This window comes from Raineyella sp., from assembly GCF_034933565.1.
Lineage (GTDB): Bacteria > Actinomycetota > Actinomycetes > Propionibacteriales > Propionibacteriaceae > Raineyella.
The window spans coordinates 21,171-44,939 of the sequence record NZ_JAYFNG010000053.1; the positions used below are offsets into that span (position 1 = coordinate 21,171).

General features: G+C 71.6%; 21 protein-coding genes and 1 pseudogene. 8 read left to right on the forward strand and 14 right to left on the reverse strand.

Going from position 1 to position 23,769, the window contains the following annotated elements:
• Positions 1-100 precede the first annotated feature (100 nt).
• The gene (gene dxs, locus VB059_RS13555; protein ID WP_323422506.1) at positions 101-2,026 is read right to left on the reverse strand and encodes a 1-deoxy-D-xylulose-5-phosphate synthase; all 1,926 of its coding nucleotides are present in this window, start codon (positions 2,024-2,026) and stop codon (positions 101-103) included.
• Between the two features lie 286 nt (positions 2,027-2,312).
• Here dxs and VB059_RS13560 point away from each other — a divergent pair, with 286 nt between their 5' ends.
• The 3 genes from VB059_RS13560 to VB059_RS13570 are packed head-to-tail and all read left to right on the forward strand — an operon-like array spanning position 2,313 to position 4,614.
• Positions 2,313-2,579, forward strand: a complete 267-nt coding sequence (locus VB059_RS13560; protein WP_323422507.1) for an ATP-binding cassette domain-containing protein — start codon at positions 2,313-2,315, stop codon at positions 2,577-2,579.
• Complete coding sequence (locus VB059_RS13565) at positions 2,576-3,025, forward strand: ABC transporter ATP-binding protein (protein WP_323422508.1); 450 nt, start codon at positions 2,576-2,578, stop codon at positions 3,023-3,025. The genes VB059_RS13560 and VB059_RS13565 overlap by 4 nt, the downstream gene beginning before the upstream one ends.
• A complete protein-coding gene (locus VB059_RS13570) occupies positions 3,022-4,614 on the forward strand; it encodes a hypothetical protein (protein ID WP_323422509.1) in 1,593 nt (530 codons plus the stop codon). Before VB059_RS13565 ends, VB059_RS13570 begins: the two co-directional genes overlap by 4 nt.
• Before the next feature lie 144 nt (positions 4,615-4,758).
• Here the strand turns inward: VB059_RS13570 and VB059_RS13575 are convergent, their stop codons facing one another.
• The 4 genes from VB059_RS13575 to acnA all read right to left on the reverse strand — a co-directional run bounded on the left by VB059_RS13575 (position 4,759) and on the right by acnA (position 10,226).
• A complete protein-coding gene (locus tag VB059_RS13575; RefSeq protein ID WP_323422510.1) occupies positions 4,759-5,070 on the reverse strand; it encodes an AzlD domain-containing protein in 312 nt (103 codons plus the stop codon).
• Entirely contained in the window at positions 5,067-5,789 is a 723-nt protein-coding gene (locus tag VB059_RS13580) for an AzlC family ABC transporter permease (RefSeq protein WP_323422511.1), read from the reverse strand. The genes VB059_RS13575 and VB059_RS13580 overlap by 4 nt, the downstream gene beginning before the upstream one ends.
• A gap of 10 nt (positions 5,790-5,799) precedes the next feature.
• Positions 5,800-7,347, reverse strand: a complete 1,548-nt coding sequence (locus tag VB059_RS13585) for an amidase family protein (RefSeq protein WP_323422512.1) — start codon at positions 7,345-7,347, stop codon at positions 5,800-5,802.
• 200 nt (positions 7,348-7,547) lie between these two features.
• Complete coding sequence (gene acnA, locus VB059_RS13590; RefSeq protein WP_323422513.1) at positions 7,548-10,226, reverse strand: aconitate hydratase AcnA; 2,679 nt, start codon at positions 10,224-10,226, stop codon at positions 7,548-7,550.
• Between the two features lie 203 nt (positions 10,227-10,429).
• On the opposite strand from acnA, the gene VB059_RS13595 reads away from it, so the two are divergent.
• Complete coding sequence (locus VB059_RS13595) at positions 10,430-10,888, forward strand: Rrf2 family transcriptional regulator (protein WP_323422514.1); 459 nt, start codon at positions 10,430-10,432, stop codon at positions 10,886-10,888.
• 122 nt (positions 10,889-11,010) lie between these two features.
• Here the strand turns inward: VB059_RS13595 and VB059_RS13600 are convergent, their stop codons facing one another.
• Genes VB059_RS13600 through VB059_RS13615 form a run of 4 tightly spaced genes read right to left on the reverse strand, consistent with a single transcriptional unit; the run spans position 11,011 to position 14,040 of the window.
• Positions 11,011-12,225: a class I SAM-dependent RNA methyltransferase gene (locus VB059_RS13600; RefSeq protein WP_323422515.1), complete on the reverse strand. Its 1,215-nt coding sequence runs from the start codon at positions 12,223-12,225 to the stop codon at positions 11,011-11,013.
• A gap of 2 nt (positions 12,226-12,227) precedes the next feature.
• Positions 12,228-13,073: a DUF3710 domain-containing protein gene (locus tag VB059_RS13605; RefSeq protein ID WP_323422516.1), complete on the reverse strand. Its 846-nt coding sequence runs from the start codon at positions 13,071-13,073 to the stop codon at positions 12,228-12,230.
• Positions 13,070-13,600 (reverse strand): dUTP diphosphatase, encoded by a 531-nt coding sequence (dut, locus tag VB059_RS13610; RefSeq protein ID WP_323422517.1) that lies wholly within the window; start codon positions 13,598-13,600, stop codon positions 13,070-13,072. The genes VB059_RS13605 and dut overlap by 4 nt, the downstream gene beginning before the upstream one ends.
• Positions 13,597-14,040 carry a DUF3093 domain-containing protein gene (locus VB059_RS13615; protein WP_323422518.1) on the reverse strand — a complete coding sequence of 148 codons (444 nt, stop codon included), beginning with the start codon at positions 14,038-14,040 and terminating at the stop codon, positions 13,597-13,599. Before VB059_RS13615 ends, dut begins: the two co-directional genes overlap by 4 nt.
• Before the next feature lie 84 nt (positions 14,041-14,124).
• Here VB059_RS13615 and VB059_RS13620 point away from each other — a divergent pair, with 84 nt between their 5' ends.
• Positions 14,125-14,415, forward strand: a complete 291-nt coding sequence (locus VB059_RS13620) for a DUF4235 domain-containing protein (RefSeq protein WP_323422519.1) — start codon at positions 14,125-14,127, stop codon at positions 14,413-14,415.
• A gap of 183 nt (positions 14,416-14,598) precedes the next feature.
• On the opposite strand, the gene VB059_RS13625 is transcribed toward VB059_RS13620, so the two are convergent.
• Positions 14,599-14,901, reverse strand: coding sequence for a DUF4193 domain-containing protein (locus VB059_RS13625; RefSeq protein ID WP_323422520.1), 303 nt, complete (start codon positions 14,899-14,901; stop codon positions 14,599-14,601).
• 208 nt (positions 14,902-15,109) lie between these two features.
• Positions 15,110-16,165, reverse strand: a complete 1,056-nt coding sequence (locus VB059_RS13630; RefSeq protein ID WP_323422521.1) for a ferrochelatase — start codon at positions 16,163-16,165, stop codon at positions 15,110-15,112.
• A 63-nt stretch (positions 16,166-16,228) separates the two neighbouring features.
• On the opposite strand from VB059_RS13630, the gene sepH reads away from it, so the two are divergent.
• Positions 16,229-17,269 (forward strand): septation protein SepH, encoded by a 1,041-nt coding sequence (gene sepH, locus VB059_RS13635; RefSeq protein WP_323422522.1) that lies wholly within the window; start codon positions 16,229-16,231, stop codon positions 17,267-17,269.
• A gap of 211 nt (positions 17,270-17,480) precedes the next feature.
• Here the strand turns inward: sepH and VB059_RS13640 are convergent.
• The 3 genes and pseudogenes from VB059_RS13640 to VB059_RS13650 all read right to left on the reverse strand — a co-directional run.
• Positions 17,481-18,167, reverse strand: a pseudogene (locus VB059_RS13640) (thymidine kinase); the annotation flags it as partial.
• 48 nt (positions 18,168-18,215) lie between these two features.
• Entirely contained in the window at positions 18,216-19,406 is a 1,191-nt protein-coding gene (locus tag VB059_RS13645) for a nucleotide pyrophosphatase/phosphodiesterase family protein (RefSeq protein ID WP_323422523.1), read from the reverse strand.
• Entirely contained in the window at positions 19,403-19,990 is a 588-nt protein-coding gene (locus VB059_RS13650) for a DUF5998 family protein (RefSeq protein WP_323422524.1), read from the reverse strand. Before VB059_RS13650 ends, VB059_RS13645 begins: the two co-directional genes overlap by 4 nt.
• Positions 19,991-20,120: 130 nt before the next feature.
• On the opposite strand from VB059_RS13650, the gene VB059_RS13655 reads away from it, so the two are divergent.
• Positions 20,121-21,179 (forward strand): App1 family protein, encoded by a 1,059-nt coding sequence (locus VB059_RS13655; protein WP_323422525.1) that lies wholly within the window; start codon positions 20,121-20,123, stop codon positions 21,177-21,179.
• A 90-nt stretch (positions 21,180-21,269) separates the two neighbouring features.
• Positions 21,270-23,765 carry a DNA topoisomerase IV subunit A gene (locus tag VB059_RS13660; RefSeq protein ID WP_323422526.1) on the forward strand — a complete coding sequence of 832 codons (2,496 nt, stop codon included), beginning with the start codon at positions 21,270-21,272 and terminating at the stop codon, positions 23,763-23,765.
• The last annotated feature ends 4 nt before the right edge of the window (positions 23,766-23,769 follow it).

The window sequence follows — 23,769 nt, forward strand, 5'->3', positions numbered from 1 at the left end:
TGAGGGCCATCGGAACCCCCGGAGACTCGTCGGACCACCCCCTCGTCGGACCGCCCCGGATCCGAGCCGGCCGTGGGGATGATCCGCTCGCGGCGCGCCGCTAGTCGGTCTCCGGGCGGACGTCGACCGCAGGGGCTGCCGGGACCCGGTCCAGCCGCAGCATGTGCTCGACCACCGAACGGGCGATGTCCTGGCCGGTGAGGCCGAGGTCGGTCAGGAGCTGGCCGCGTGACCCCTGCTCGAGGTACTGGTCGGGGATGCCGAAGGTCTGCGTCGGCGTGGTGATCTCGCGGTCGGCCATCACCTGCTCGAGCCGGGCCCCCACTCCCCCGACGACGCAGTTGTCCTCGATCGTGACGACGAGGTCATGGTCGCCGGCGAGGTCCAGCAGGTCGTCCCCGACCGGGAGCGCCCAGACCGGGTCGACGACCGTCGCCGGGATGCCCTGCTGGGTGAGCCGTCGACCGACGTCGAGACCGGTGCCGACCATCTGGCCGTACGCCACCACGAGCACCCGCGGGCGGCCCGCGGACGAGTAGAGCACGTCGACGCCACCGTGGTGGCTGATCGCCTCGATGTCGTCGGGCAGCTTGTCCTTGGAGAAGCGGACCAGGGAGGGGGCATCGTCGATGTCCACCGCCAGGTTCAGCGCCTCACGCAGGCGCGTGGCGTCGCGCGGAGCGGCCATGTGCATCCCGGGCACGACCTGGAAGACCGACAGGTCCCACATGCCGTTGTGGCTGGGGCCGTCGGAGCCGGTGATGCCGGCCCGGTCGAGGACGAAGGTGACCCCGGCGCGGTGCAGGCCGACGTCCATCAGCACCTGGTCGAAGGCCCGGTTGAGGAACGTGGAGTAGACCGCCACGACCGGGTGCAGGCCCATTGCCGCCATGCCCGCGGCGGAGGTCACCGCGTGCTGCTCGGCGATGCCCACGTCGAAGGTCCGGTCCGGGTAGGTCGCGGCGAACCGGTTGAGGCCGGTCGGGTGCAGCATGGCCGCGGTGATGGCCACGACGTCGTCGCGACGCGCGCCGATCCGGACGAGTTCCTCGGCGAAGATGTCGGTCCAGGTGGCCGTGACGATGCTGGACAACGGCTCACCGGTGTGCGCGTCGATCTGGCCGATCGCGTGGAAGCGGTCCTCCTCGTTCTGCTCCGCCGCCCGGAAGCCGTGCCCCTTCTGGGTCAGGCAGTGCACGATCACCGGCCCGCCGAAGTCCTTCGCCTGGGCCAGTGCCCGCTCCACCGCCGGCTCGTCGTGACCGTCGATCGGCCCGACGTACTTCAGGCCGAGGTCGGCGAAGAGACCCTGCGGCGCCAGCACGTCCTTCAGCCCGATCTTGAGACCGTGCAGCAGGTCGTAGGCGGGCCGGCCCACCAGGGGCGTACGGCTCACGTTGCGCTTGATCATGTCGAGGAGATCCTCGTAGCGCCGATCGGTGCGCATCACCGCCAGGTGCTGCGCCAGCCCGCCCACCGTCGGGGTGTAGGAACGACCGTTGTCGTTCACCACGATGACCAGCCGCAGGTCGTCCTGGACGGCGATGTTGTTGAGGGCCTCCCAGGCCATCCCGCCGGTCAGTGCCCCGTCACCGACGAAGGCGACGACCGTACGCCCCGTCTCCCCCCTGAGTTTGAGCGCTTTCGCCATGCCCTCGGCCCAGGACAGCGCGGCGGAGGCATGCGAGTTCTCCACCCAGTCATGCTCGGATTCCTCCCGGCTGGGATAGCCGGACAGGCCGTCGCGCTGGCGCAATTGGTCGAACCTCGCCTGGCGCCCGGTGAGGATCTTGTGCACGTAGCTCTGATGGCCCGTGTCGAAGACGATCGGGTCCTGCGGCGAGGTGAAGATGCGGTGCACCGCCAGAGTCAACTCGACCACACCGAGGTTGGGTCCCAGGTGGCCGCCCGTACGGCTCACGTGGGTGATGAGGAAGTCACGGATCTCCGCGGCCAGCTCGTCCATTTCGGTGCGGGTCAGGTCACGCAGGTCCTCGGGACCCTGGATCCTCTCCAACAATGGCATGCTGATCAGTCTAGGGCGCGACCCCGTGGATCCTCGACTTTCGAAGCATCCCGGTCACGGGATCGGAAGCATCCCGATGTCGAGATCAGCAGCGGTCCGTCGGGGGTCGGTCTCCGGCACCGACCGGCACCGGGTGACCAGGTATTGCCTTTCACCAGGTATTATGTATTGCAAGCTAACTGGTTATCCTATACTCTTCGGACATCCGATCACCGGACCATCACCGGACCATGCGTTCATCACCTGACCACCTGGTTCATCACCCGATCACCCGAGGAAGGCTCCGATGCTGGAGATCGCGCACCTCACCCATCGCTTCGGCAGCACCCTCGCGGTGGACGACCTGACCCTCGACGTCCCCGACGGGCGGATCACCGGATTCATCGGGCACAACGGTGCCGGAAAGTCGACCACGCTGCGGGCCGCGGCAGGCATCCTGCCCTTCGCCACCGGCAGCATCACGATCGACGGCCACGACGTCCGCGCCGATCCGCTGGGCGCCAAGCGGGTCACCCCTTCCTCCCCGACAACCCCGACCTGTACGACTTCATGACCGGCCTGGACTTCCTCGGGTTCATCGCGGACCTCTACCGGATCCCCCGCGCCGAGCGACGCGCCCGGATCGCCGAGTACGCCGAGGCGTACGGTCTCACCGAGGAGCTGGGCGGAATGATCGGCGGCTACAGCCACGGCATGAAGCAGAAACTCGCCCTGATCAGCGCCTTCCTGCGTCAGCCGCGCCTGCTGCTCCTCGACGAGCCCTTCGTCGGGCTCGACCCGGTGGCCTCGCACACCCTCAAGCAGCACCTGCGCGGGCTGTGCCGCAGCGGCGGGGCGGTGCTCTTCTCGACCCACATCCTCGAGGTGGCCCAGACCCTGTGCGACGACATCGCGATCATCCGGCACGGCCGGCTGATCGTCAGCGGCCCGACCGCCCAGGTGACCCGGACCGCGTCCCTGGAGGATGTGTTCCTGGAGTTGCAGGGAGAGGCCCGATGATCCCCGGGCTCGCCCTCACCCGGATCCAGCTGTGGGCACTCCTGGTGGGCATGGGCCGCCGGACCCGTACCCGACGCCGCTGGTCGGTGGCCGTGCTGGTCACGATCATCACCGCCATGACCGCGGGCCTCAGCTCCGTCTACTCGGCCGGCCTCGCAGTGGCGCTCGACCGGGTCGGCGCGGCCGATCTGGTCCTGGTGATCATCTCCGCACTGGCGGCGTTCGGAGCGCTCTCGGCCGGCACCTTCGGCGTGAGCCGGTCGGCGCTGGGCGGCCGTGACGACACCCTGCTGCTCAGCCTGCCGCTGCGCCCCCGCACCATCGTCCTGGCGAAACTCGCCGCGGTCGCGCTGCAGAACATCCTGCTCATCGTCGTCGCCATGGTGCCCAGCGGGGTGGTGTGCGCACAGTACGTCGCCGTCCCCGGCTGGTTCTGGCCGGCGCTGGTCGTCGGGGCGATCCTGGTGGCACTGGCCGTCACCGCGCTGTCGATGGCCCTGGCGCTGCTGTTCACCGTGGCCACTCCGTGGCGTCGCGGACGGTCCCTGGCCAACGTCACGATCCTGGTGGTCACGGCGGCGCTGTCGCTCGCCCTCGTCCCGGGCGTACGCCACATCCAGGACCTGCTGGGCAGCGACCCCGCCGCCCTGCGAGCCGTCCTGCAGTCCTGGGCCTGGCCCTTCATGGCCCTGCGCGATCTCACTCTCGACGGGTCGGTGGGCGCCGCGGCGGTCCTCCTGCTGATCGGCCTGGTGCCGTTCTGCCTGGTCGCCTGGCTGCTGTCGCTCGTCTACGTCCCGCTCGTCGTCGGCCGGCCCGACACCGCACCCACGACCTCCCGGGTCGACCTCACCGCCCTGGGCGTCCGGACGCCGTTCCACGCCCTGCTCCGCCGGGAGGCCCACAGGTTCTTCACCAGCACCGTCTACGTGGTGAACAGCGGTTTCGGCGTGATCATGCTGCTGGTCGGCGCCGGATGGCTCATCATCGCCGGTGGTCTGCCGGAGCCGGTGCGCGCGATGTCCGCCGCGCTGGACGTCCCGCTTCCCGTCCTGGCGGCCGTCGTGCTCGCCCTGCTGCCGGCTCTGACCTGTACGACGGCCCCGAGCATCTCCCTGGAGGGCGACCGGCTGTGGATCCTGCGCGCCGCACCCGTCGACCCGTCCGTGGTGCTGGCGGCGAAGGCGGCGCTCAACCTGCTGGTGGTGTTGCCGGCCCTCGTTCCACTCGCCCTGGTGCTGGCCGTCCTCACCGGAGCGGGACCGGTCGACGGGGCGCTGCTGCTGCTCATCGCCGCCCTCGTCACCGTGCTCGTGGCGGAGCTGGGGCTGGTCACCAACCTGCTGTGGCCGGTGCTCGACGCCCCCGGCGACGCGATCGTCGTCAAGCAGAGCGTGAGCGTGCTGGTCGCCCTGCTGGTCGGCTTCGCCGGCAGCGTGCTGCTGAGCATGGTCGGGCTCGCGGCGGCACCGGTGATCGGCTCGACCGGGGCGCTGCTGGCGATGCTGGTGACCGTGACGACCGGGGCCGTGGCCCTGTTCGCGGCGCTGCGTACGTGGGGCATCAAGGCCTTCACGCGGCTGGGCTGACCGGCACGGCTGGGCTGAGCGACACGGGCGAGCTGACCGACCAGGCCGAACTGCACCGGACGAGCGGCTGAACCGGGCTGAACGGCCCGGTCGTGCGGCAGCTCGCCCCGAGGCGGTTCCACCCGGAGGTTCCGCCTGGCCCGGTCAGCCCCAGCCGAGCAGCCGGGTCAGGGCGGCGGCCACCGCGCCCAGCACCACCACCAGCAGGAACGGGGCCCGCAGCGCCAGCGCCACCACGGCCACCACGAGTGCCACCACCCGGGCGTCCAGGACCAGCGCCGGACCGCTGGCGAACGTGTTCGTCACCACCAGCGCCGACAGCAGACCGATGGTGAGCACCGTCGTCAGCCGGGTCATCGCCGGGTGCTCGAGCACCCGGTCGGGCACCAGGTAGCCCGAGACCTTGAGTCCGTACGCGGCCAGGCAGGCCAGCACGATCCATCCCCAGAGGCTCATCGTGGCCTCCCCCGCCCCGGACGGGCGCGGCCCGGGCGGTGCGCCGGACGGGAGCGGCCCGGACCCCACAGCGACCACCCCACGGCCACCACGGCGGCCGCCAGGATCGGGATGCCGGCCGGGACGAACGGCGTGGCCAGGGCGGTGACGAGACCGCAGACCACGGCGACGGAGCCCGCCTCGCGGCGGCGCAGGCGCGGCCAGAGCAATCCCGCGAAGGCGGCGACGGCGGCCCCGTCGAGCCCCCAGGCCCGCGGGTCGCCCAGCGCGGCGCCGACCAGGGCGCCGACCAGGGTGAACAGGTTCCACAGCACGAAGACGCCGAGGCCGGTGGTCCAGAATCCGCGCCGTACCTCGACCGGCTCGACCTGACTGGCGCCGACTGCTGTCGACTCGTCGATGGTCAGCTGGGCGGCGACGAAGCGGTGCCAGCCGCTCGGTCGCAGCCGGGCGTTCATCGAGACTCCGTACACGGCGTTGCGCACCCCCAGAAGGGTCGCGGCGAGTGTCGCGGTCATCCCGCCCCCACCACCGGCGATGGTGCCGATGAAGGCGAACTGGGACCCACCGGTGAACATCAGCAGGGAGAGCGCGCAGGTCTGCCAGATGGTCAGGCCGGCGGCGACGGCGAGTGCGCCGAAGGAGACCCCGTACAGCCCGGTCGCCAGCGAGACCGACAGTCCCAGCCTGACGACGGGCGATCTCAGCGGGGCGAGCACCCCGGCGAGTCTAGGTGACCGGTGTCCACTCACCGGCCAGCAGTCGACGGGTGAGCGCCACCAGGGCATGGTCGCTGCCCACCGGGCCGATCAGGCTCAGCCCGACCGGCAGCCGGCGCCGGGTCAGCAGCGGGACGGTCAGGGTGGGGAGCCCGCCCAGCGGGGCGATCGCCGCCAACTGGGCGCTGCGCTGCCGGCCGCGCCGCCCGGCCGCCCCACCGAGGTCACGGGTCGGAGCGACGGTGGCGGTCGTCGGCACGATCAGCACCCCGTTGCCGACGGCTTCGGCGATGGCGGCCCGGGCCGCGGCCTGGGCCCGCCGGACCCGTTCCGCCCCGTCGGCCAGGACGGCCCGTCCGGCCCGCAGCACCGCCGCAGTCTCCGGCTCCAGGGGCTGGGGACCGGCCAGGGCCCAGTCGCCGAACCGGACGGCCGCCTCCAGGTCACGGACATCCCGCAGCGTGTCGCCCCACCCGGCCAGGGTGCTGCGGGACAGTGCGACCAGTCGCATCGGCGCCAGCTCACTGTCCCAGCGCCCGGTGACGGCCTCGACGGCCCGGACGACGTCCGGATCGGCCAGTTCCAGCAGCTCGGGGCAGAGCAGCACCTCGTCGGGCTCCCGTCGCCCGGCCGCGGGCAACAGGGTCTCGGCGACCGTGGCCAGGGTCCCGAGATCACGAGTGGCCCAGGCGATCGTGTCGAGGGAGGGTGCGACGGTGGTGACTCCGTCGGTCGGCACCAGGCCGTGGGTGGTCCGCAGTGCGAAGAGTCCCTGGTAACAGGCGGGCGCGAGCAGGGAGCCCCCGCTGTCGGTGCCGACCGCGATGTCGGCCTGGCCCTGCGCGACGGCGGCCGTCGGCCCGGACATGGACCCGCCCGGGATGCGGTCGACCGCCCGGACGTTCACCGGCATCCCCGCGGGACCGGCACCGGTGGTCCCCAGGGTGAGTTCATCGACCCGGGCCAGTCCGACGATCCGTGCCCCGGCCTGCAGGATGGCCTCCACGACGGCCGCCGAGGCGGGTGCCGGGACATCCGCGGCCAGCACGGCGGCGCTGCCGAGAGCGGTCCGGTGGCCGGCGACCCGGATGACGTCGGCGAGAGCGATACCCAGCCCGTCGAGGGCCCCTGGCCCGGTCGGACCGACCAGTGGGGTGCCGGCCTCCCGCCAGATCCGGGCGTCCACCGCCGGGACCGGGGTGTCGACGTGGGCCGAGGCGATCCGCCAGCCGTCCGGCGTACGCTCCCACAGCAGGGTCATCACCCCCCGTCCACCGCCGGGAGCGCGATGGGTCACGGTGATCAGGGTGCCCTCCGGCCCGATCTCGCGCATGTGGGTCTGGACCAGCCCCTCGATCGCCGGCAGCGGGTCGGCCCGTACGGCCTCGACCACCTGGGCGAAGCCGACCACCATACCGCCGCCACGGCCGAGCAGGGTCTGCTCGCCGGGCACGAAGAAGCGCTCCACCAGCCGCGGGTCACCGGCGCCCAGCGCGGCGAGGAACTCGCGGAACATCGGTGCCAGACCGGCGTCGTGGCTCGGCATGCGTGGGGTCACGCCACCACGCTAACCGCCGGACCGGTCCGGTGTCCCCGGAAGCGGCGTACGGCAACCTTCCCGGAGGACCGCTCACGACGCCGGTGCCCCCACGGCGCCCACCCACCGGACCGGTCAGCTCGCGCACCGGTGCCGCCTTGGCACGGGGCCGGTCGGGTGGTCCCCCCCCCGACCGGCCCCGGTCGTCGACGAGCAGCTGATCAGGCGGTCGCCTTCATGTGCCGCAGCACGTACTGCAGGATGCCGCCGTTGCGGTAGTAGTCGGCCTCTCCGGGGGTGTCGATCCGGACGACGGCCTCGAACTCGACCACCGAGCCGTCGGGACGGGTCGCGGTGACGTGCATCGTCTTCGGAGTGCACCCGGTGTTGAGCTCCTCCACACCGGAGATGTCGAAGGTCTCCTCGCCGGTCAGGCCGAGGGACTCGTGCGACTCGCCGGCCGGGAACTGCAGCGGGAGGACGCCCATGCCGATGAGGTTCGAGCGGTGGATGCGCTCGAACGACTCGACGATGACGGCCTTGACGCCCAGCAGCATGGTGCCCTTGGCGGCCCAGTCACGCGACGAGCCGGAGCCGTACTCCTTGCCGCCCAGGACGACCAGCGGGGTGCCGGCCGCACGGTACGCCTCGGAGGCGTCGAACACGGTGGTCACCGGGCCCTCGGCCTGGGTGAAGTCGCGGGTGAAGCCGCCCTCGGTGCCCGGAGCGATCTGGTTGCGCAGGCGGATGTTGGCGAAGGTGCCGCGGATCATCACCTCGTGGTTGCCACGACGGGAACCGTACGAGTTGAAGTCCTTGCGCGCCACACCGTGCCCGGCGAGGTACTTGCCGGCCGGGGAGTCGGCCTTGATGTTGCCGGCCGGCGAGATGTGGTCAGTGGTGACCGAGTCGCCCAGCTTCAGCAGGACGCGGGCGCCCTTGATGTCGCTGACCGGCTCGGGCTTCGCCGGCATGCCGTCGAAGTACGGGGCCTTGCGGACGTAGGTCGAGTCCTGGTCCCAGGTAAAGACCTTGCCCTCCGGGGTCGGCAGCGAGCGCCAGCGCTCGTCGCCCTTGAAGACGTCGGCGTAGTCCTTGGTGAACATCTCCGGGGAGATGGAGGAGGCCACGACATCGTCGATCTCGGCCTGGGTCGGCCACAGGTCGCGCATGAAGACGTCGTTGCCGGCCTGGTCCTTGCCGAGCGGCTCGGTGGCCAGGTCGATGTCCATCGTGCCGGCGAGGGCGTAGATGATGACCAGCATCGGGGAGGCCAGGTAGTTCATCTTCACGTCGGGGCTGATCCGGCCCTCGAAGTTGCGGTTGCCCGACAGCACGGCGGTGACGGCCATGTCGTTCTCGTTGACCGCCTGGGAGATCTCCGGGATCAGCGGACCGGTGTTGCCGATGCAGGTGGTGCAGCCGTAGCCGACGGTGTTGAACCGCAGGGCATCGAGGTACTGCTGCAGGCCGGCCTTCTCGTAGTAGTCGGTGACGACCTGGGAACCCGGGGCGACCGAGGTCTTGACCCACGGCTTGGGCGAGAGGCCCTTCTCGACGGCCCTCTTGGCGATCAGCGCCGCACCGAGCATCACCGACGGGTTGGAGGTGTTGGTGCAGGAGGTGATCGCCGCGACGGTCACCGCACCGTTCGGCAGGTCGAACGAGGTGCCGTCGGCCAGGGTCACCGGGACGGTGGCCTTCCAGTCATCGGTGTAGGACGGGACGGTGGCCTCGAACTTGTCCTTGGCCTCGGCCAGCAGGATGCGGTCCTGGGGGCGCTTCGGGCCGGAGATCGACGGGACGACCGTCGACAGGTCCAGCTCGATGTACTCGGAGTACTTGGCCTCCTTGGTGGTGTCCAGCCACAGGCCCTGGGCCTTGGCGTACTGCTCGACCAGAGCGATCTGGTCCTCGGTACGGCCGGTGAGGCGCAGGTAGTCGATGGTCTTGTCGTCGATCGGGAACACCGCGATGGTGGAGCCGTACTCCGGCGACATGTTGCCGATGGTGGCGCGGTTGGCCAGCGGGATGGAGGCGACGCCCTCACCGTAGAACTCGACGAACTTACCGACCACCCCGTGCTTGCGCAGCATGTCAGTGATGGTGAGGACGAGATCGGTGGCGGTGACACCCTCGTTGAGCGAGCCGGTCAGCTTGAAGCCGACGACGCGCGGGATGAGCATGGAGACCGGCTGGCCGAGCATGGCAGCCTCGGCCTCGATGCCACCCACGCCCCAGCCGACGACGCCGAGGCCGTTGACCATGGTGGTGTGGGAGTCGGTGCCGACACAGGTGTCGGGGTAGGCCTGCAGGACACCGTTGACCTCACGCGGGAAGACCACGCGGGCGAGGTTCTCGATGTTGACCTGGTGCACGATGCCGGTGCCCGGGGGGACGACCTTGAAGTCGTCGAAGGCGGTCTGGCCCCAGCGGAGGAACTGGTAGCGCTCCTGGTTGCGCTGGTACTCGACGTCGACGTTCTGGGCGAAGGCCTCAGGGGTGCCGAAGTGCTCCACGATGACGGAGTGGTCGATCACCATCTCGGCCGGGGAGAGCGGGTTGACCTTGGCCGGGTCGCCACCGAGGTCGGTGATCGCCTCGCGCATCGTGGCCAGGTCGACGACACAGGGCACGCCGGTGAAGTCCTGCATGATCACGCGGGCCGGAGTGAACTGGATCTCCTTGCTCGGCTCGGCCGCCGGATCCCAGGACGCGAGCGCCTTGATGTCGCCGGCGGTGATGTTCGCACCGTCCTCGGTACGGAGCAGGTTCTCCAGCAGGACCTTGAGGGAGTACGGGAGGTGCTCGGAGCCCTCGACCGCATCCAGGCGGAAGATCTCGTAGTTCGTGCCGTTGACCTCCAGGCCGGCCTTGGCACCCAGGCTGTTGACGCTCATGAATACAGCTCCCTCGACAGTTTTCTCTTGACGTCAAGATATCACGGCTTCCCGTGCTCTGACGATCCAACCACGTCACCGCGGCACGCGCAGCCCGCCACCCAACATCACCTCAGGGACCATGTACCTCGGCTGCCCATCATCACCTCAAGGCGCCCGTCGCGGCTCCCGTATCGGCACGGCCCTACCCGTAGGATGACGGCGTGAACCTCTCCGCGCGCACCGAATACGCTGTCCGCGCCATGGTGCACCTGGCCACCGCCGATCCGTCGGAACCGGTGACCCTGGACTCCGTCACCCAGCAGGAGGACCTGCCCCGTAAGTTCATGGAGGCGATCTTCGCCGATCTGCGCCGCGGCGGCCTGATCACCAGCCTGCGCGGGTCCAGGGGCGGCTATTTCCTCGCCCGCGGGGCCGATGAGATCACCATCGGCGACATCATGCGCACCGTCGACGGCCCCCTCTGGGAGGTCCGGGGGCTGCGTCCCCAGGACACCGAGTACCGCGGCGCCACCCAGCACCTGCCGACCCTGTGGGTCGCCGTCCGGGCCTCACTGCGCGCGGTCCTGGACTCGACCACGCTCGCCCAACTGGCCAGCGGTCACTTCAACCAACTGGTCACCGACCTGACCACGGGCGGGGAGGCCTGGGCGAACCACTGACGTCCACCGACCGCGTCCGCACGCCAGGCGCCCGCCACCGGTTCCTCCCCGTACGACCAGGCATCGGCACCACCGGGCCTCTCGGCTGCCCCACCCGGCGTTCCCGTCGCGGGCGGGCCGGCTCAGGCCGGCACGCAGGTCGCCACGCACTCCACGTGGTGGGTGTTCGGGAACAGGTCGAAGGCCCGCAGCGACGCCAGTTCGTAGCCCTGGCGGCGGAGCCGGCCCAGATCACGGCCGAGTGCGGCCGGGTCGCAGGCGACGTAGGCGATCGCCCTCGGGTTGCGGTCGGCCACGGCGTCGATGACGTCCTTGCCGGCACCGGTCCGTGGCGGGTCCAGCACCACCAGGTCGGTGGCGCGGGGCATCCGGCGCAGCACTCGGTCGACCCGGCCGGCGGTGAACCGGGCGCCCGGCACGTTCGCCTGGGCCAGTTCGATCGCCCGCCTGTCGACCTCGACACCCCACATCCGCACGCCGGCGTCCCCCAGCGCGCCGGCGAACAGACCGACCCCGCAGTAGAGATCGAAGCCCCGCTCCCCCTCCTGGGGTGACACCGCCTGCAGCACCGCGTCCACCAGGGTGTCGGCGGCGTACGGGTGGACCTGCCAGAAGCCGTCGGCGTCGACCCGCCAGTCGCGCCCGGCGGCCCGTTCGACGAGGTCACGCGTGCCCTCGGTGACCACGCCGTCGACCAGCACCGTCGTGGCCCCGCGCGCCGCGGTGACGACGCGCAGCGCGTGCTCGTCCGGATCGCCGAGGGCGCCGGCCAGGGCGTGCGGGTCGGGTTGGGCGGCGACCGCGAGTGGGCAGCCGCCGGCCGGGACGTCGATCAGGTCCTTGCTCCGGTGTACCCGCATCGCCGCGGCGCCCCCCCGGGCGATGTACGCCATCCGGGTCCGCCAGCCGAAGGAGCCGCCGGGCAGTTCCTCGACCTCGACCTCGACGTCCAGCCCGGCGAGGTGGGAGAGCTGTTCGCGGACGACGGCCGCCTTGAGGCCGCGCTGGGTGGCCGGATCGGCGTGCTGGAAGTCGCAGCCCCCGCACATCCCCGGCCCGGCGACCGGGCAGCGCGGAGTGATCCGTCCGGGGACCGCCTGCAGGACCTCGACGGCATCGCCGCGCCAGAACCGGTCGTGGGTGGTGTCGGTGATGGCCACCCGAACGGTCTCACCGGGCAGCGCGTGCCGGACGAAGATCACCCGCCCGTCGAGGCGGGCGACGCAGTGGCCACCATGGGCGACCGGACCGACCTCGACCGGGCCGACGACACTCCCCACCACGATGGTGGGGTCGGCGGATGCGGGACCGGCGACGCCGGCGGCATTGTCCGTCATGGTCAGCCCTGGATGGCGGTCGACTGGCCGGTCGGGTCCGGCAGGACCCGCCGCTGTGCCTCGGCCCCGGCCTGGGCCGCCACCTCCGCCTGGGTCGCAGCCCGGACCTGCTCGTCGAGTTCCGGCGGCAGGGTGAGCGCGAGGATGCTGCCGGGCGGCATCGGCAGGTCGCCGCGGCGTACGACCGTGTCACGCAGCACCTCGCGCAACTCGGCGGTGACCGCCTCGTCCGCGTAGTCGATCGCGGCCCGGCCGTAGACGACGGCCCGCAGCGCCCAGCGCGGTCCCTCGATCATCAGCATCCGGGTCGGCTGCAGCCCCTGCTGGCCCTCGGGGGTGACCACCGGCATCATCCGGCGGACCTCGACCCCGAACGGTCCCTCGGCCAGCTCAGCGGTGCCGCCCTGCTGGCGGGCGGCCTCGGCCACCTCCTCGCGGACGTCGGCCCACAGTCCGCCGCTGCGGGGGGCGGCGTAGACACTCAGCTCCATCGCGGACTCGTCGTGGAGCAGCAGCACGGCGGTCGCCCGGGCAGAGGTCTGCTCGACCTGGAAACGCACCTCCATGCCGTCGATCGGGGTGATCACCAGGGCCCCGAGATCCATCCGGCCGACCGGGTCGCTCTCGAGGTCGACCTCGTCGATGTCGAACGGACCGTCCTCGCGCCAGTCTCGGGCATCCACCGCGGCCCACGGGTCGTCCTGGGCGGCCCCACGCCAATCGGTGGGCTCCCCCGTCCCGGCGGCCTTCTCGTCGGTGCCGGTCCCGGTCGCCTGCTCGGTGTCGGGGCGCTCCTCCTGCGGGTCGGCGCCGTCCTTGCGCGCCGTGCGCTTGCGTCCGAAGATCATGCGTTCTCCTGTCGTGCGGACGACCGGGTGCCGGTCGAACCGTGTCCATCGGTGCCACGTTCCGAGGCCGGCAGGTCGGCGACCTCGAGGAAGGCGGCCCGCACCACCGGCTGGATCACCAGCTGGGCGATGCGATCACCGCGCCGGATCCTGATCGTCCGGTGCTGGTCAGTGTTGATCAGGCACACCTTGACCTCACCACGATATCCGGCATCCACCGTACCCGGACTGTTGACGATGCTGAGCCCCTCGCGGGCCGCCAGCCCCGATCGCGGGTGGACGAAGGCGGCCGTCCCGGGCGGGATCGCCAGCGCGATCCCGGTCCCGACCAGCTGTCGCTCGCCCGGTGCGAGATCGACGTCCTCGGTGGCGTGCAGGTCGGCGCCCGCGTCGAGCGCCCGGGCGTACGAGGGCAACGGCAGACCCGGGTCGAGGCGCACGATGCTGATCGGGACGGTGCGCTCACCCGGGACGGTGCACCCATCCCGCTCGGTCCCGGGATCGGGGCGGCCCTCGGCGGCGCTCATCGGTGGGCCGCCCGGCGGATCGCGTCGGCCAGCTCCTCGGGGTGGCGCGAGCTGATCAACCAGTACGGATGGGGATCGGCGGGATCGGCGAGGGTCACCTCGACCACCCGGCGGATGTAGGGACGGGTGGCCAGGAACGCCTGGACATCGGCGCCGGCCCCCATCCGGTCCCGCGTCTCGTCCTCGGCCAGGGCCCGGGCGTCGGCGACGTAGCGCCACTCGAGCAGGTTGCGCCCGACCCGCAGCCCGGCCGGTTCGACGGCCACCCGGGTGCTGCCGGCGGCTGCGGCACCGGCTGCGACGGCGACCAGGGCGAGGGTGACCGAGGCGGCGATCCCCGGCGGCTGGTAGACGAAGTAGACGATCGCCACCGAGAGGATCAGACCGGCGATCACGACGATCCACCACCACGACAGCATCAGTCGTTCGCGATATGCCACGGACCCACCTAACCATCTCCTTGCCCCCGGACGGCATCGCCACCCTAGGATGGACCCATCGCCCGGCTGTGAGAAGGGACTCCGATGGCCATCGCCGATGCACTCGTGTACAAGGTCTACACCGCCGTCGCCGGTGCGGCGGCCACGATGGTCGCCCACAAGGTGCTGACCGCCGGCTGGACCTACGTCACCGGGGAGGAACCGCCGGAGCCGACCGACCCGGAGGCGGACGCCACCTCCGCCATCCTGTGGGCCCTGGCCAGCGCCGCCGGGCTGGCGGTCGCCCAGGTGGTGGCGCAGCGGATCGGCACCCGTTATCTCCTGTCCCGCGGTGGCAAGAAGCCCACGCCGCACCGGATCGCGATGAAGATCTGACGCACGACGCGCACTGTCGCCGACGCGCACTGCACCGGCACGGATGGAGGGAACGCCGAAGGGCTCAGGCGATCACACCCGGGTGATCACCTGAGCCCTTGTCGTCGCTCGCGGATCCCTCGTGCACGGATCCTGCGCTCGTGGGTCCCGCCCGCCGTCCCGGCCGGCGGGACCCGACCGCCATCAGCCCCGGATGCAGTCGGTGCAGTAGATGAGGTCGCCCTCGATCTTGGCGATCTGGCTGCGCTTGCGCACCAGGAAGCAGCCGGCGCAGGTGAACTCGTCCTGCTGCTTGGGCAGCACCTTGACGGTCAGTTCCTCGTGGGAGAGGTCAGCGCCGGGGAGTTCGAACGACTCGGCGGCCGTCACCTCGTCCTCGTCGACGCTGCCGGACTGCTGGTCGTTGCGACGGTTCTTGAGGGCTTCGAGCGAGTCCTCGCTCACATCCTCCTCGTTCTTGCGAGGAGCGTCGTAATCAGTGGCCATTCGTGCCTTCCCCATCACGGCCCCTGCAGTCGCTGCGGGGCCACCTCGGTGGACCAATACAGGGGCATTCATACCATGTCTGTCAAGGTCCTCGGCCAACGGGATTCTCCGCCGGTCGGCCGCCGACCCGTCCCGTGGGCCCTTCCGACAGGCCTTTCGCGTGGGCCTTCCCGTACGCCCCGACGCCGGTCGGGACCCGGGCACACGGTCAGCGCTCGGCGGACCGTCCCGGCTGTCCCGGACGAACCGGCGGCGGACAGCAGCCCGTCGGACAGGCCACCGGGTCGGCGGCGGTCGCCGAGAGCCGGTCGACCAGCCCGGCGACGAACGCCGGGTGGGTGCCCGCGGTGGCGGCCCGCCGCATCGCCAGGCCCAGCTCGCGGGCGGTGGCCGCCGCCTCCACGTCCAGGTCGTAGACGACCTCCATGTGGTCGCTGACGAAGCCGATCGGCGCCACGACGACAGCCCCGACGCCCCGGTCGGCAAGGGTACGGAGGGCGTCGTTGACGTCGGGTTCCAGCCACGGCACCGCGGCGGGGCCCGAGCGCGAGCAGTAGGCGATGCCGTGGTCGGGGCGGGCACCCCCGCCGGTCCCCAGACCGGTCAGGATCCGCTCGGCGACACGCTCCAGGACGGACACGTACGCCCCACCGGGGTGGCCCTCCCGCTCCGGTGAGCCGGCCGGGCCGGACGTCCGTGCCATCGACACCGGCACGGAGTGGGTGACGAAGAGGACGTACGGGTCGGGATGGCCGGCCGCGACCAGGTCGGCCCGGGCCGTACGGACGGCGTCGAGGTTGGCGGTGACGAACCCGTCGTCCAGGGCGAACGGCATCACCTTGTCCACCCGGAGCCCGGGCGGGCAGTGTCGGGCGATGTCCTCCAGGTACTGGCGGCACCCGGAGTAGGACGGGTAGGCGCTGGTCGCCACCGCCAGCACGCGCCGCGCGCCGTCGGCGGCGAGGTCGGCCAGGACGTCGGCGAGGTAGGGCGCCCAGTTGCGGTTGCCCCACACCACCGGGACGTCCAGTCCGCGGGCGTCGAGCTCGGTCCGCAGCGCCGCCAGCAGGGCACGGTTCTGATCGTTGATCGGGCTGCGTCCCCCGAACAGGCGGTAGTGCCCGCCGACGACCTCCAGCCGCTCGTCGGGGATGTCGCGGCCACGCGTCACGGTGCGCAGGAAGGGGACGACGTCCTCCTGACGCTCCGGCCCCCCGAACGAGAGGAGCAGAACGGCGTCATAGCCGGACAGCGGTGAGGTCACCCCGAGAGTCTAGGTTGAGGGTTGCGCTGGGGGGTGTCCGTCCACCGGGGTATCTTGGCCCGCATGGACAGCTCTTTGACACTGCGTGAGATCCAGGACCGCCTGCGGTCCGGATCGAGTGTCGAGGAGGTCGCTGCAGAGGCCGGGGTCGAGCCCGCCGAGCTGCAGGGGTATGCCGTCCCGATCCTCGCGGAGCGCGACCACATCGCCGATCTCGCCCGCGCTGCCAACGTCCGCCGCGCCGGTGACTCCCCCGCCCACCGCGGGCTGGAGGCCGTGGTCACCGAGCAGCTCCGGGCGCGGGGCCTCGATCCGCGTGATGTGGAGTGGTCCGCCGCCCGGGTGGAGCGCCGCCGCTGGCAGGTGCTGGCCGTGCTGTCCGCGGAGCACGAGCAGCGCCGCGCAGTGTTCAACTTCGACGTCGACGGGCGCTACTCGGTGGCCGCCAACGAGGACGCCCGGTGGATGCTGGGCGAGTCGCCGCTGCCGCCGCTCGATCTGGACACCGAACCGACCCTCGAGCTGACCGAGGAGGAGCGCCGCGCCCGGATGGCGCCCGAGGACGAGCCCGGGACGGCGCCCGAGGACGAGTACGACGACTGGGACGACGACGAGGGCCCGAGCGAGATCGACACCCTCTACGAGATGATGAGCACCTACGAGGACACCCTGTCCGGCTACGAGGACACGCTCAGCATGCTGCGGGGGTTCGGCGGGGAGCGTGAGGCCTACGCCGGCCCGCGGCTCGTGCCCGACCTGCCGGACGACGACTCCGACCTCACCGGTGCCGGTGACGGGCCGCAGGAGGATTCCCGCTACGGCCTCGGCCACCCCGCCGGGACGGCCCGGCACACCGACCAGCCGCAGGAGGTGGCGGGGCAGGACGAGCATACGGAGGACGACCGGGCCGAGGGCCCGCGACGACCGTCCAACCGTGCGGCCTCCCGGGCCGCCGCCCAGCGTCGACCCCGGCCCGGGACCGACCAGCCGCCGCTGGTGGAGGGGGAGACCCCTGCCCCGCGCCGGCGGACATCGCGCCGGCGGGCCCACGTCCCGAGCTGGGACGAGATCGTCTTCGGCAGCGGGTCCGACCAGGACTCCTGAACCCGCGCGGCGGCACCGGCCGTCACGCCGGTGGTCGGCCGGCCCCTCCCCCGGCCTGTCCTGCGCCGGTCTCTGCTCCGCCGGTCTGTCCTGCGTCGAGTGCTCGTACGCTGGTCTCGTCTCCGGCGGCCTCTGCTCCGGCGCCTCGGTCGGCTTCCCCGACGCCCGGCCCGGCCGGGACGGCCAGGGCGTCCTGGCCGGGTGAGGACAGGGGCAACGGCTCGGCCGACGACCCGAGGGCGACGACCCTGCGCGTGGTGCCGGTGCGGTGGTGCTTGCGGCACAGCACCTCGTACGCGACGACCCCGGTCGCCGCCCCGGCCGGGACGGTGCCTTCCGGAACGCCCCCGTCCGGGGCAACAGCACCCGCGGCGACGTCACCGACCACCTTCTGGTCGCCTTCGGTGACGATCCAGCCGTCGACCGTACGGGTGTTGGTGGTGGCCTTCGCCCCGCACCAGCACAGCGGGGTGACCTGGAGCGTCTCCAGCCGGTCGGCCAGTTCGACCAGCCGCCGCGAGCCGGGGAAGATCTCGGTGCGGAAGTCGGTCAGCAGGCCGAAGGCGTACACGTCGATGCCGAGATCGTCGACGATCCGGGCCAGCTGGTCGATGTGCGCCGGCCGATAGAACTGGGCCTCGTCACAGATCAGGAAGTCCAGCCGCTCCCCGTGCGTGAGCGCGTCGATCACGCGGTGCCAGAAGTCGAAATCATCGGTCACCTCGACCGCTTCCCGGCTCAGCCCGAGCCGCGAGGTGACCACCCGCTCCCCGGCGCGGTCGTCGCAGGTGAACACCCGGCCCCGGCGCCCGCCGGTGGTCATCGTGTGGTCCATCTGCAGCGCCAGGGTCGACTTGCCGGACTCCATCACCCCGGTGAAGAAGACCAGCTCGGCCATTCAGCCCACCACCTGCCCGGCCGGGCGATCCACCGCCGGCTCGAGCATTCAGTCCACCACCAGCGGGACGTACATCTCGGCCGCGGTCAGCGACCCGTGCATGCCGACCAGGGCGAGCTCGCCCGGCAGCGTACGGGTCATCACGGCCCAGTCCTCGAGCAGGGCCACGACGACGTCGCCGTAGCGTGGCAGCACCTCGGGGTCGACCTCCCCGTACCAGCCCTCGGCGACGGCCTCCGCGCGGGTGCGGACCAGCGCGTGCGGCCCGAGCTCACCGCGCCACCGCTCGGCCACGGCGCCGGCCCGCCCGGGAGCGGTGTAGAGCTGGCGGAACCGTCCCTCGCCGGCGACGAGCTCGACATCTCCCTGGAGGGCGGCGACGTCCTCGACGACGAGCCGGTGCTCATCGGGGACGTCGATCATCCCGTGGTCGCCGGTGATCACCATCCGGACGTCGTCGGGCAGCTCGTCGCGGACGCGCTCGAGCATCGCGTCGATCCGGCGCAGCTGGTGGCGCCATTCCCCCGAATCCACCCCGCGGGTGTGGCCGGTGTGGTCCAGTTCCCGTTCGTACGCGTACACCAGGCTGCGAGGACCGGCGGTGGCAGCATCGAGGATCGCCGCCACCCGACAGTCCTCGTCGCGCTCGTCGTGGATCGGGTGGAAGACCGGGCCGGCCAGGGCGACCTGGGTCAGCCCGGACCCCTCGAACCGGGCCGGGGCGACCATGCCGACGGCGACGCCCGCCTCGGCGAAGGTCCGCAGCCGGGTCGGATGCGGTTGCAGGGAAACGGGATCGTCCTCCCCCTGCCAGGTGAGCATGTTGAGGAAGGCACCGGTGACCGGGTGCCGGGCCGAGTATCCGACGATGCCGTGCCGGCCGGGGACCAGCCCGGTGCCGAGGCTGGTGAGGCTCGTCACCGTGGTCGAGGGCAGGCCGGCGGTGAAGCCGTCGAAGGGGGCGTGATCACCGTCACCGCGCAGCAGGGAGGCCAGGTACGGGGCGTGCTCGGCGTGGTCGGCGAGCTGCAGCGCCCCCAGGCCGTCGACCAGCACCACGACCCACCGGTCCGCCTCCGGCAGTCCGAGGCCCACCGGCCCGTCGGGCCGGGCGTCCGGCGCGGCGATCCCGAGCCGGGCGCCGATCGCCGGCAGCAGGTCGCACAGTGCGCCTCGGTGGTACTGCGGCAGGGTCACCTGACCGGCCACCGGGAACACCGGTCCGGACAATGACCTCATGCCAGGTTCGTCGAGCGCTGCAGGGCCAGGCCGAACCGGACGAGCCGGGCCACCCCTTGGGCGCCGTCGGCGTCGCTGCTCATCCGCATCACCAGGTCATCGCCGACGAGCTGGCCGGTGAGACCGTGGTCCGCGTCGCAGTCGGGGGTCTCGCAGGTCGCCGGCTCGAGGTCGATCCGGGACGCGAAGCCCCAGGCCACGGTCAGCAGCGCCTCCTGGACGGCGGCCTGGCCGGGGCGGTAGCCACTGGGGTCGTTGACGATCCGGCTCAGGCTGACCGAGTTGATCCGGCGGATCGCGACCACCTCGCTGGTCGAGGCGGCCTGTGCCCCGAACCCGGCTGTGGCGTCGGCGTCGTCGGTGTGGTTGATGATCAGGCGGGTCGGCGTCAGCACCGACACGGTCACGTGCCGGTGGATGCCGTCGGGGGTGATGGTGGGCTCGTGCTGCACGACGAAGGAGACCATCTCCTCATCGCCCAACGAGATCATCACGCTGTCGAAGACGAGCGCGGGGAAGTATCCGCAGGCCTCGATGGCGAGGCGCAGCTCGTCGGTGTCCGTCAGCTGTTCCGATCCACTCACCCGGCCATCTTCGCACACCCTGGCCGCCGCGCCGCTGGTCGCCGACTGATCCGGGAGCGGCATCGACGGGTGGGCCGTCCGGCGGGCCGTGCCCGACGTCGGTGGCACGGGGGTGTGTAATGTCGGGGCCATGTCGCGATCGTTCTTCGCAGCCCGCGTCGAGGAGGCGTCGAACCGGGCGATCGGCCGTGTCCTGCGCCGACTGGGCTGGACCGAACGTGTCGTCGCCTACACCGGCTACGGCGATCCGACATTCGTCCGGGTGATGGCCAGGCTGATCCTGGTGCCGTCGCGTTCGGCCGCCGGGATGCTCGGCCGCGAACTGCTCAGGCGTCGTGGCTGGCGCAACTTCCTCGCGCTGCCCGTGGTCCGCGGGACCATCGTGGTGCACACCTCCGCCGGTCCGGTGGAGGTCCCGACCGACCGCTCCGGCTACATCGACGTACGACTGGAGAACGGCACCCTGGAACCCGGCTGGCGGCTGATCGACTACTCCACCGTCGACGGCCGGACCACCACCGGGGACGTCCAGATCGTCGACCCGACGGTCGATTTCGGGATCATCTCCGACATCGACGACACGATCATCTCGACGATGCTGCCGCGCCTGATGCTGGCGGCGTGGAACTCCTTCGTGGTGCACGAGTCGGCCCGGCAGGCGGTGCCCGGCATGGCCCGGCTCTACCGCGACCTGCTCGACGAGCACCCCGGGACCCCGCTGGTCTTCGTCTCCACCGGCTCCTGGAACACCCAGCCGACGCTGACCCGGTTCCTGCACTCGCGGCGGTTCCCGCTGGGCGCCATGCTGCTCACCGACTGGGGCCCGACCTCGACCGGCTGGTTCCGCTCCGGGCGGGAGCACAAGGAGCGCGAGGTGCGCCAGCTCGCGGCGGACTTCCCCCACATCCGGTGGGTGCTGGTCGGCGACGACGGCCAGCACGATCCGGCGATCTACGGCCGATTCAGCCGTGAGTTCCCCGAGCACGTCCGGGCCGTGGCGATCCGCCAGTTGACCCCGGCCGAGCAGGTGCTGGCACACGGTACGCTCGACAGTCTGGAGAGCGCACAGATGGACCGTGCGCACTCCGTCCCGTGGGTCACCGGCCAGGACGGCTGGGAGATCCACGTGAAGCTGGATGCGGCACTGTCCGGGGACGACCCGGCCGCCCGCCGCACCGACACGCCGTAGCCCGGGTCGGCCGAGGACGGTCCCGCAGCAGCGACAATTCCGCTTGTCGGCGCGGGTCCGTGCCCGCCCCGGCAGAAGGGAAGGACCGCGATGGCTCGCAGGGGCAGCACCGTCGACGAGGAGGAGTTCGAGGAACACGTCATCGACGTGGACGTCTCCGACGAGATGCAGTCGTCGTTCCTCGAGTACGCCTACTCGGTGATCTACGCCCGCGCTCTGCCGGACGCCCGCGACGGCCTGAAGCCGGTGCAGCGGCGCATCCTCTACTCGATGAACGAGATGGGCCTGCGCCCCGATCGGGCCCATGTCAAGTGCGCCCGCGTCGTCGGGGAGGTGATGGGCAAGTACCACCCGCACGGCGACAGCGCGATCTACGACGCCCTGGTCCGGCTCGGCCAGCCGTGGGCGATGCGGCTGCCGATGGTGGACTCGCACGGCAACTTCGGCTCGCTCGACGCGGGGCCTGCGGCGATGCGCTACACCGAGTGCCGGATGGCGCCCCCCGCGCTGGCGATGACCGACGGCCTCGATCTCGACACCGTCGACTTCCGCCCCAATTACGACGGCCACGAGACCGAGCCGGCCGTGCTGCCGGCTTCCTTCCCCAACCTGTTGGTCAACGGCTCGACAGGCATCGCGGTGGGCATGGCGACCAACATCCCACCGCACAATCTGATCGAGGTCGTGCACGCGCTGCGCCACCTGCTGGCCCACCCGGAGGCCGACCTCGACACGATCATGCGCTTCATCCCGGGCCCCGACTTCGCCTCCGGTGGCACCATCGTCGGGCTGGACGGCATCCGGGACGCGTACGCGACGGGCCGGGGCAGCTTCCGGATCCGGGCGAAGGCCCGGATCGAGCAGATCACCGCGCGACGCCGGGGCATCGTCGTCACCGAGCTGCCGCCGATGATCGGCCCGGAGAAGATCATCGAGCAGATCAAGGTGCTGGTGCAGGGCAAGAAGCTCCAGGGCATCGCCGACGTCAAGGACCTCTCCGACCTGCAGCACCCGACCCGGTTGGTGATCGAGGTGAAGAACGGCTTCAACCCGGAGGCGCTGCTCGGGGAGCTCCACCGGCGGACGAAGCTGGAGGACAGCTTCGGGATCAACACCGTCGCACTGGTCGACGGTCAGCCGCGGACGCTCAGCCTGCTCGAGGCGCTGCAGGTCTACCTCGAGCACCGCCTCGACGTCACCATGCGTCGCTCACTGTTCCAGCGGGCCCGGGCCGAGGAGCGGTTACACCTGGTCGAGGGCCTGCTGATCGCCATCCTCGACATCGACGACGTGATCGCCATCGTCCGCCAGTCGGAGGACGCGGCGGAGGCGAAGGCACGGCTGATCGAGGCCTTCGACCTCAGCGAGGTCCAGGCGACGTACATCCTCGACATGCAGCTGCGCCGGCTGACCCGGTTCTCCCGCCTCGAGCTGGAGGGCGAGCGCGACGAACTGAACGAGCGGATCGCCGCGCTGACCGAGATCATCGACTCCGACGAGAAGCTCCGCGCCCTCGTCGGCGACGAGCTGGCAGCGGTCGCCACGGCGTACGGGGATCCCCGCCGCACGGTGCTGCTCTCCTCCGCCGGGGTGACCACCTCGGCCGCGGCCGCCGGGCCGCTGGAGATCAGCGACGACCCGTGCTGGGTGATCGTCTCCGCCACCGGGCTGCTCGCCCGTACGTCCGACGCCGACTGGCTGCCGGCCGAGGGGCCACGCACCGGCCACGACGTGATCACCGCCGTGGTCCGCACCAGCGCCCGGGCCGAGATCGGCGTGATCACCTCCACCGGCATGCTCCACCGGCTGTCGGTCCTCGACCTGCCGGTGCTGCCGCCGACCGCCGCCGCCCCGCACCTGCAGGGTGGCTCCCGGCTCTCGGAGCTGCTCGCGCTGGAGCCGGGCGAGGAGTTCCGCGCCCTCGTCCCGCTCGACCCGGACTCCCCCGGCCTGGCGATCGGCACCCGGCAGGGCGTGGTGAAGGTGGTGCGCCCGGAGATCCTCACCCGCTCGGAGTGGGAGGTGATCCGGCTGGAGGACGGCGACGAGGTCACCGGTGCGGTCTGGCTGGGCGGCCGGGCCACGGCGGAGCTGTGCTTCGTCACCTCCGACGCCCAGCTGCTGCACTTCCCCCTGGGGGTCGTACGTCCGCAGGGCCGGACCGGCGGCGGTATCGCCGGCATCAAGCTGAACCCCGGGGCCCGGGTGGTCTTCTTCGGCGCGGTGCCCGTCGACGGGTCGGTGGTGGTCACCCTCGCCGCCTCGTCCGGGGCCCTGCTCGGGGTCGAGACCGGCAGTGTCAAGGTCGCCCCGTTCGAGGAGTTCCCGGGCAAGGGCCGGGCCACCCAGGGCGTCCGTTGCCACCGGTTCCTCAAGGGCGAGGACGAACTGCAGCTCGCCTGGGCCGGCCCTGCACCGGCCATCGCCTGTGCGGCCTCCGGCGCCCCGGTCGATCTGCCCCCGGCCGACGGCCGGCGCGACGGCTCCGGGCACCCGGTCCCCCAGCCGATCCTGGCCATCGGCACCCGGAGCTTCCCCGTGCCGTCCTCGGAGAGCGGCGCGCCTGCGGCCGGGGCCGCAGAGTAACGTC

Bases quoted from the DNA above. Each gene is read 5' to 3' on its own strand.
- VB059_RS13625 (WP_323422520.1), bottom strand. From the start codon at position 14,901: ATGGCCACTGATTACGACGCTCCTCGCAAGAACGAGGAGGATGTGAGC.
- VB059_RS13565 (WP_323422508.1), top strand. From the start codon at position 2,576: ATGACCGGCCTGGACTTCCTCGGGTTCATCGCGGACCTCTACCGGATC.
- VB059_RS13655 (WP_323422525.1), top strand. From the start codon at position 20,121: ATGTCGCGATCGTTCTTCGCAGCCCGCGTCGAGGAGGCGTCGAACCGG.
- VB059_RS13560 (WP_323422507.1), top strand. From the start codon at position 2,313: ATGCTGGAGATCGCGCACCTCACCCATCGCTTCGGCAGCACCCTCGCG.
- VB059_RS13600 (WP_323422515.1), bottom strand. From the start codon at position 12,225: ATGACGGACAATGCCGCCGGCGTCGCCGGTCCCGCATCCGCCGACCCC.
- dxs (WP_323422506.1), bottom strand. From the start codon at position 2,026: ATGCCATTGTTGGAGAGGATCCAGGGTCCCGAGGACCTGCGTGACCTG.
- VB059_RS13660 (WP_323422526.1), top strand. From the start codon at position 21,270: ATGGCTCGCAGGGGCAGCACCGTCGACGAGGAGGAGTTCGAGGAACAC.
- acnA (WP_323422513.1), bottom strand. From the start codon at position 10,226: ATGAGCGTCAACAGCCTGGGTGCCAAGGCCGGCCTGGAGGTCAACGGC.
- dut (WP_323422517.1), bottom strand. From the start codon at position 13,600: ATGAGCGCCGCCGAGGGCCGCCCCGATCCCGGGACCGAGCGGGATGGG.
- VB059_RS13605 (WP_323422516.1), bottom strand. From the start codon at position 13,073: ATGATCTTCGGACGCAAGCGCACGGCGCGCAAGGACGGCGCCGACCCG.
- VB059_RS13570 (WP_323422509.1), top strand. From the start codon at position 3,022: ATGATCCCCGGGCTCGCCCTCACCCGGATCCAGCTGTGGGCACTCCTG.
- sepH (WP_323422522.1), top strand. From the start codon at position 16,229: ATGGACAGCTCTTTGACACTGCGTGAGATCCAGGACCGCCTGCGGTCC.
- VB059_RS13645 (WP_323422523.1), bottom strand. From the start codon at position 19,406: ATGAGGTCATTGTCCGGACCGGTGTTCCCGGTGGCCGGTCAGGTGACC.
- VB059_RS13620 (WP_323422519.1), top strand. From the start codon at position 14,125: ATGGCCATCGCCGATGCACTCGTGTACAAGGTCTACACCGCCGTCGCC.
- VB059_RS13575 (WP_323422510.1), bottom strand. From the start codon at position 5,070: ATGAGCCTCTGGGGATGGATCGTGCTGGCCTGCCTGGCCGCGTACGGA.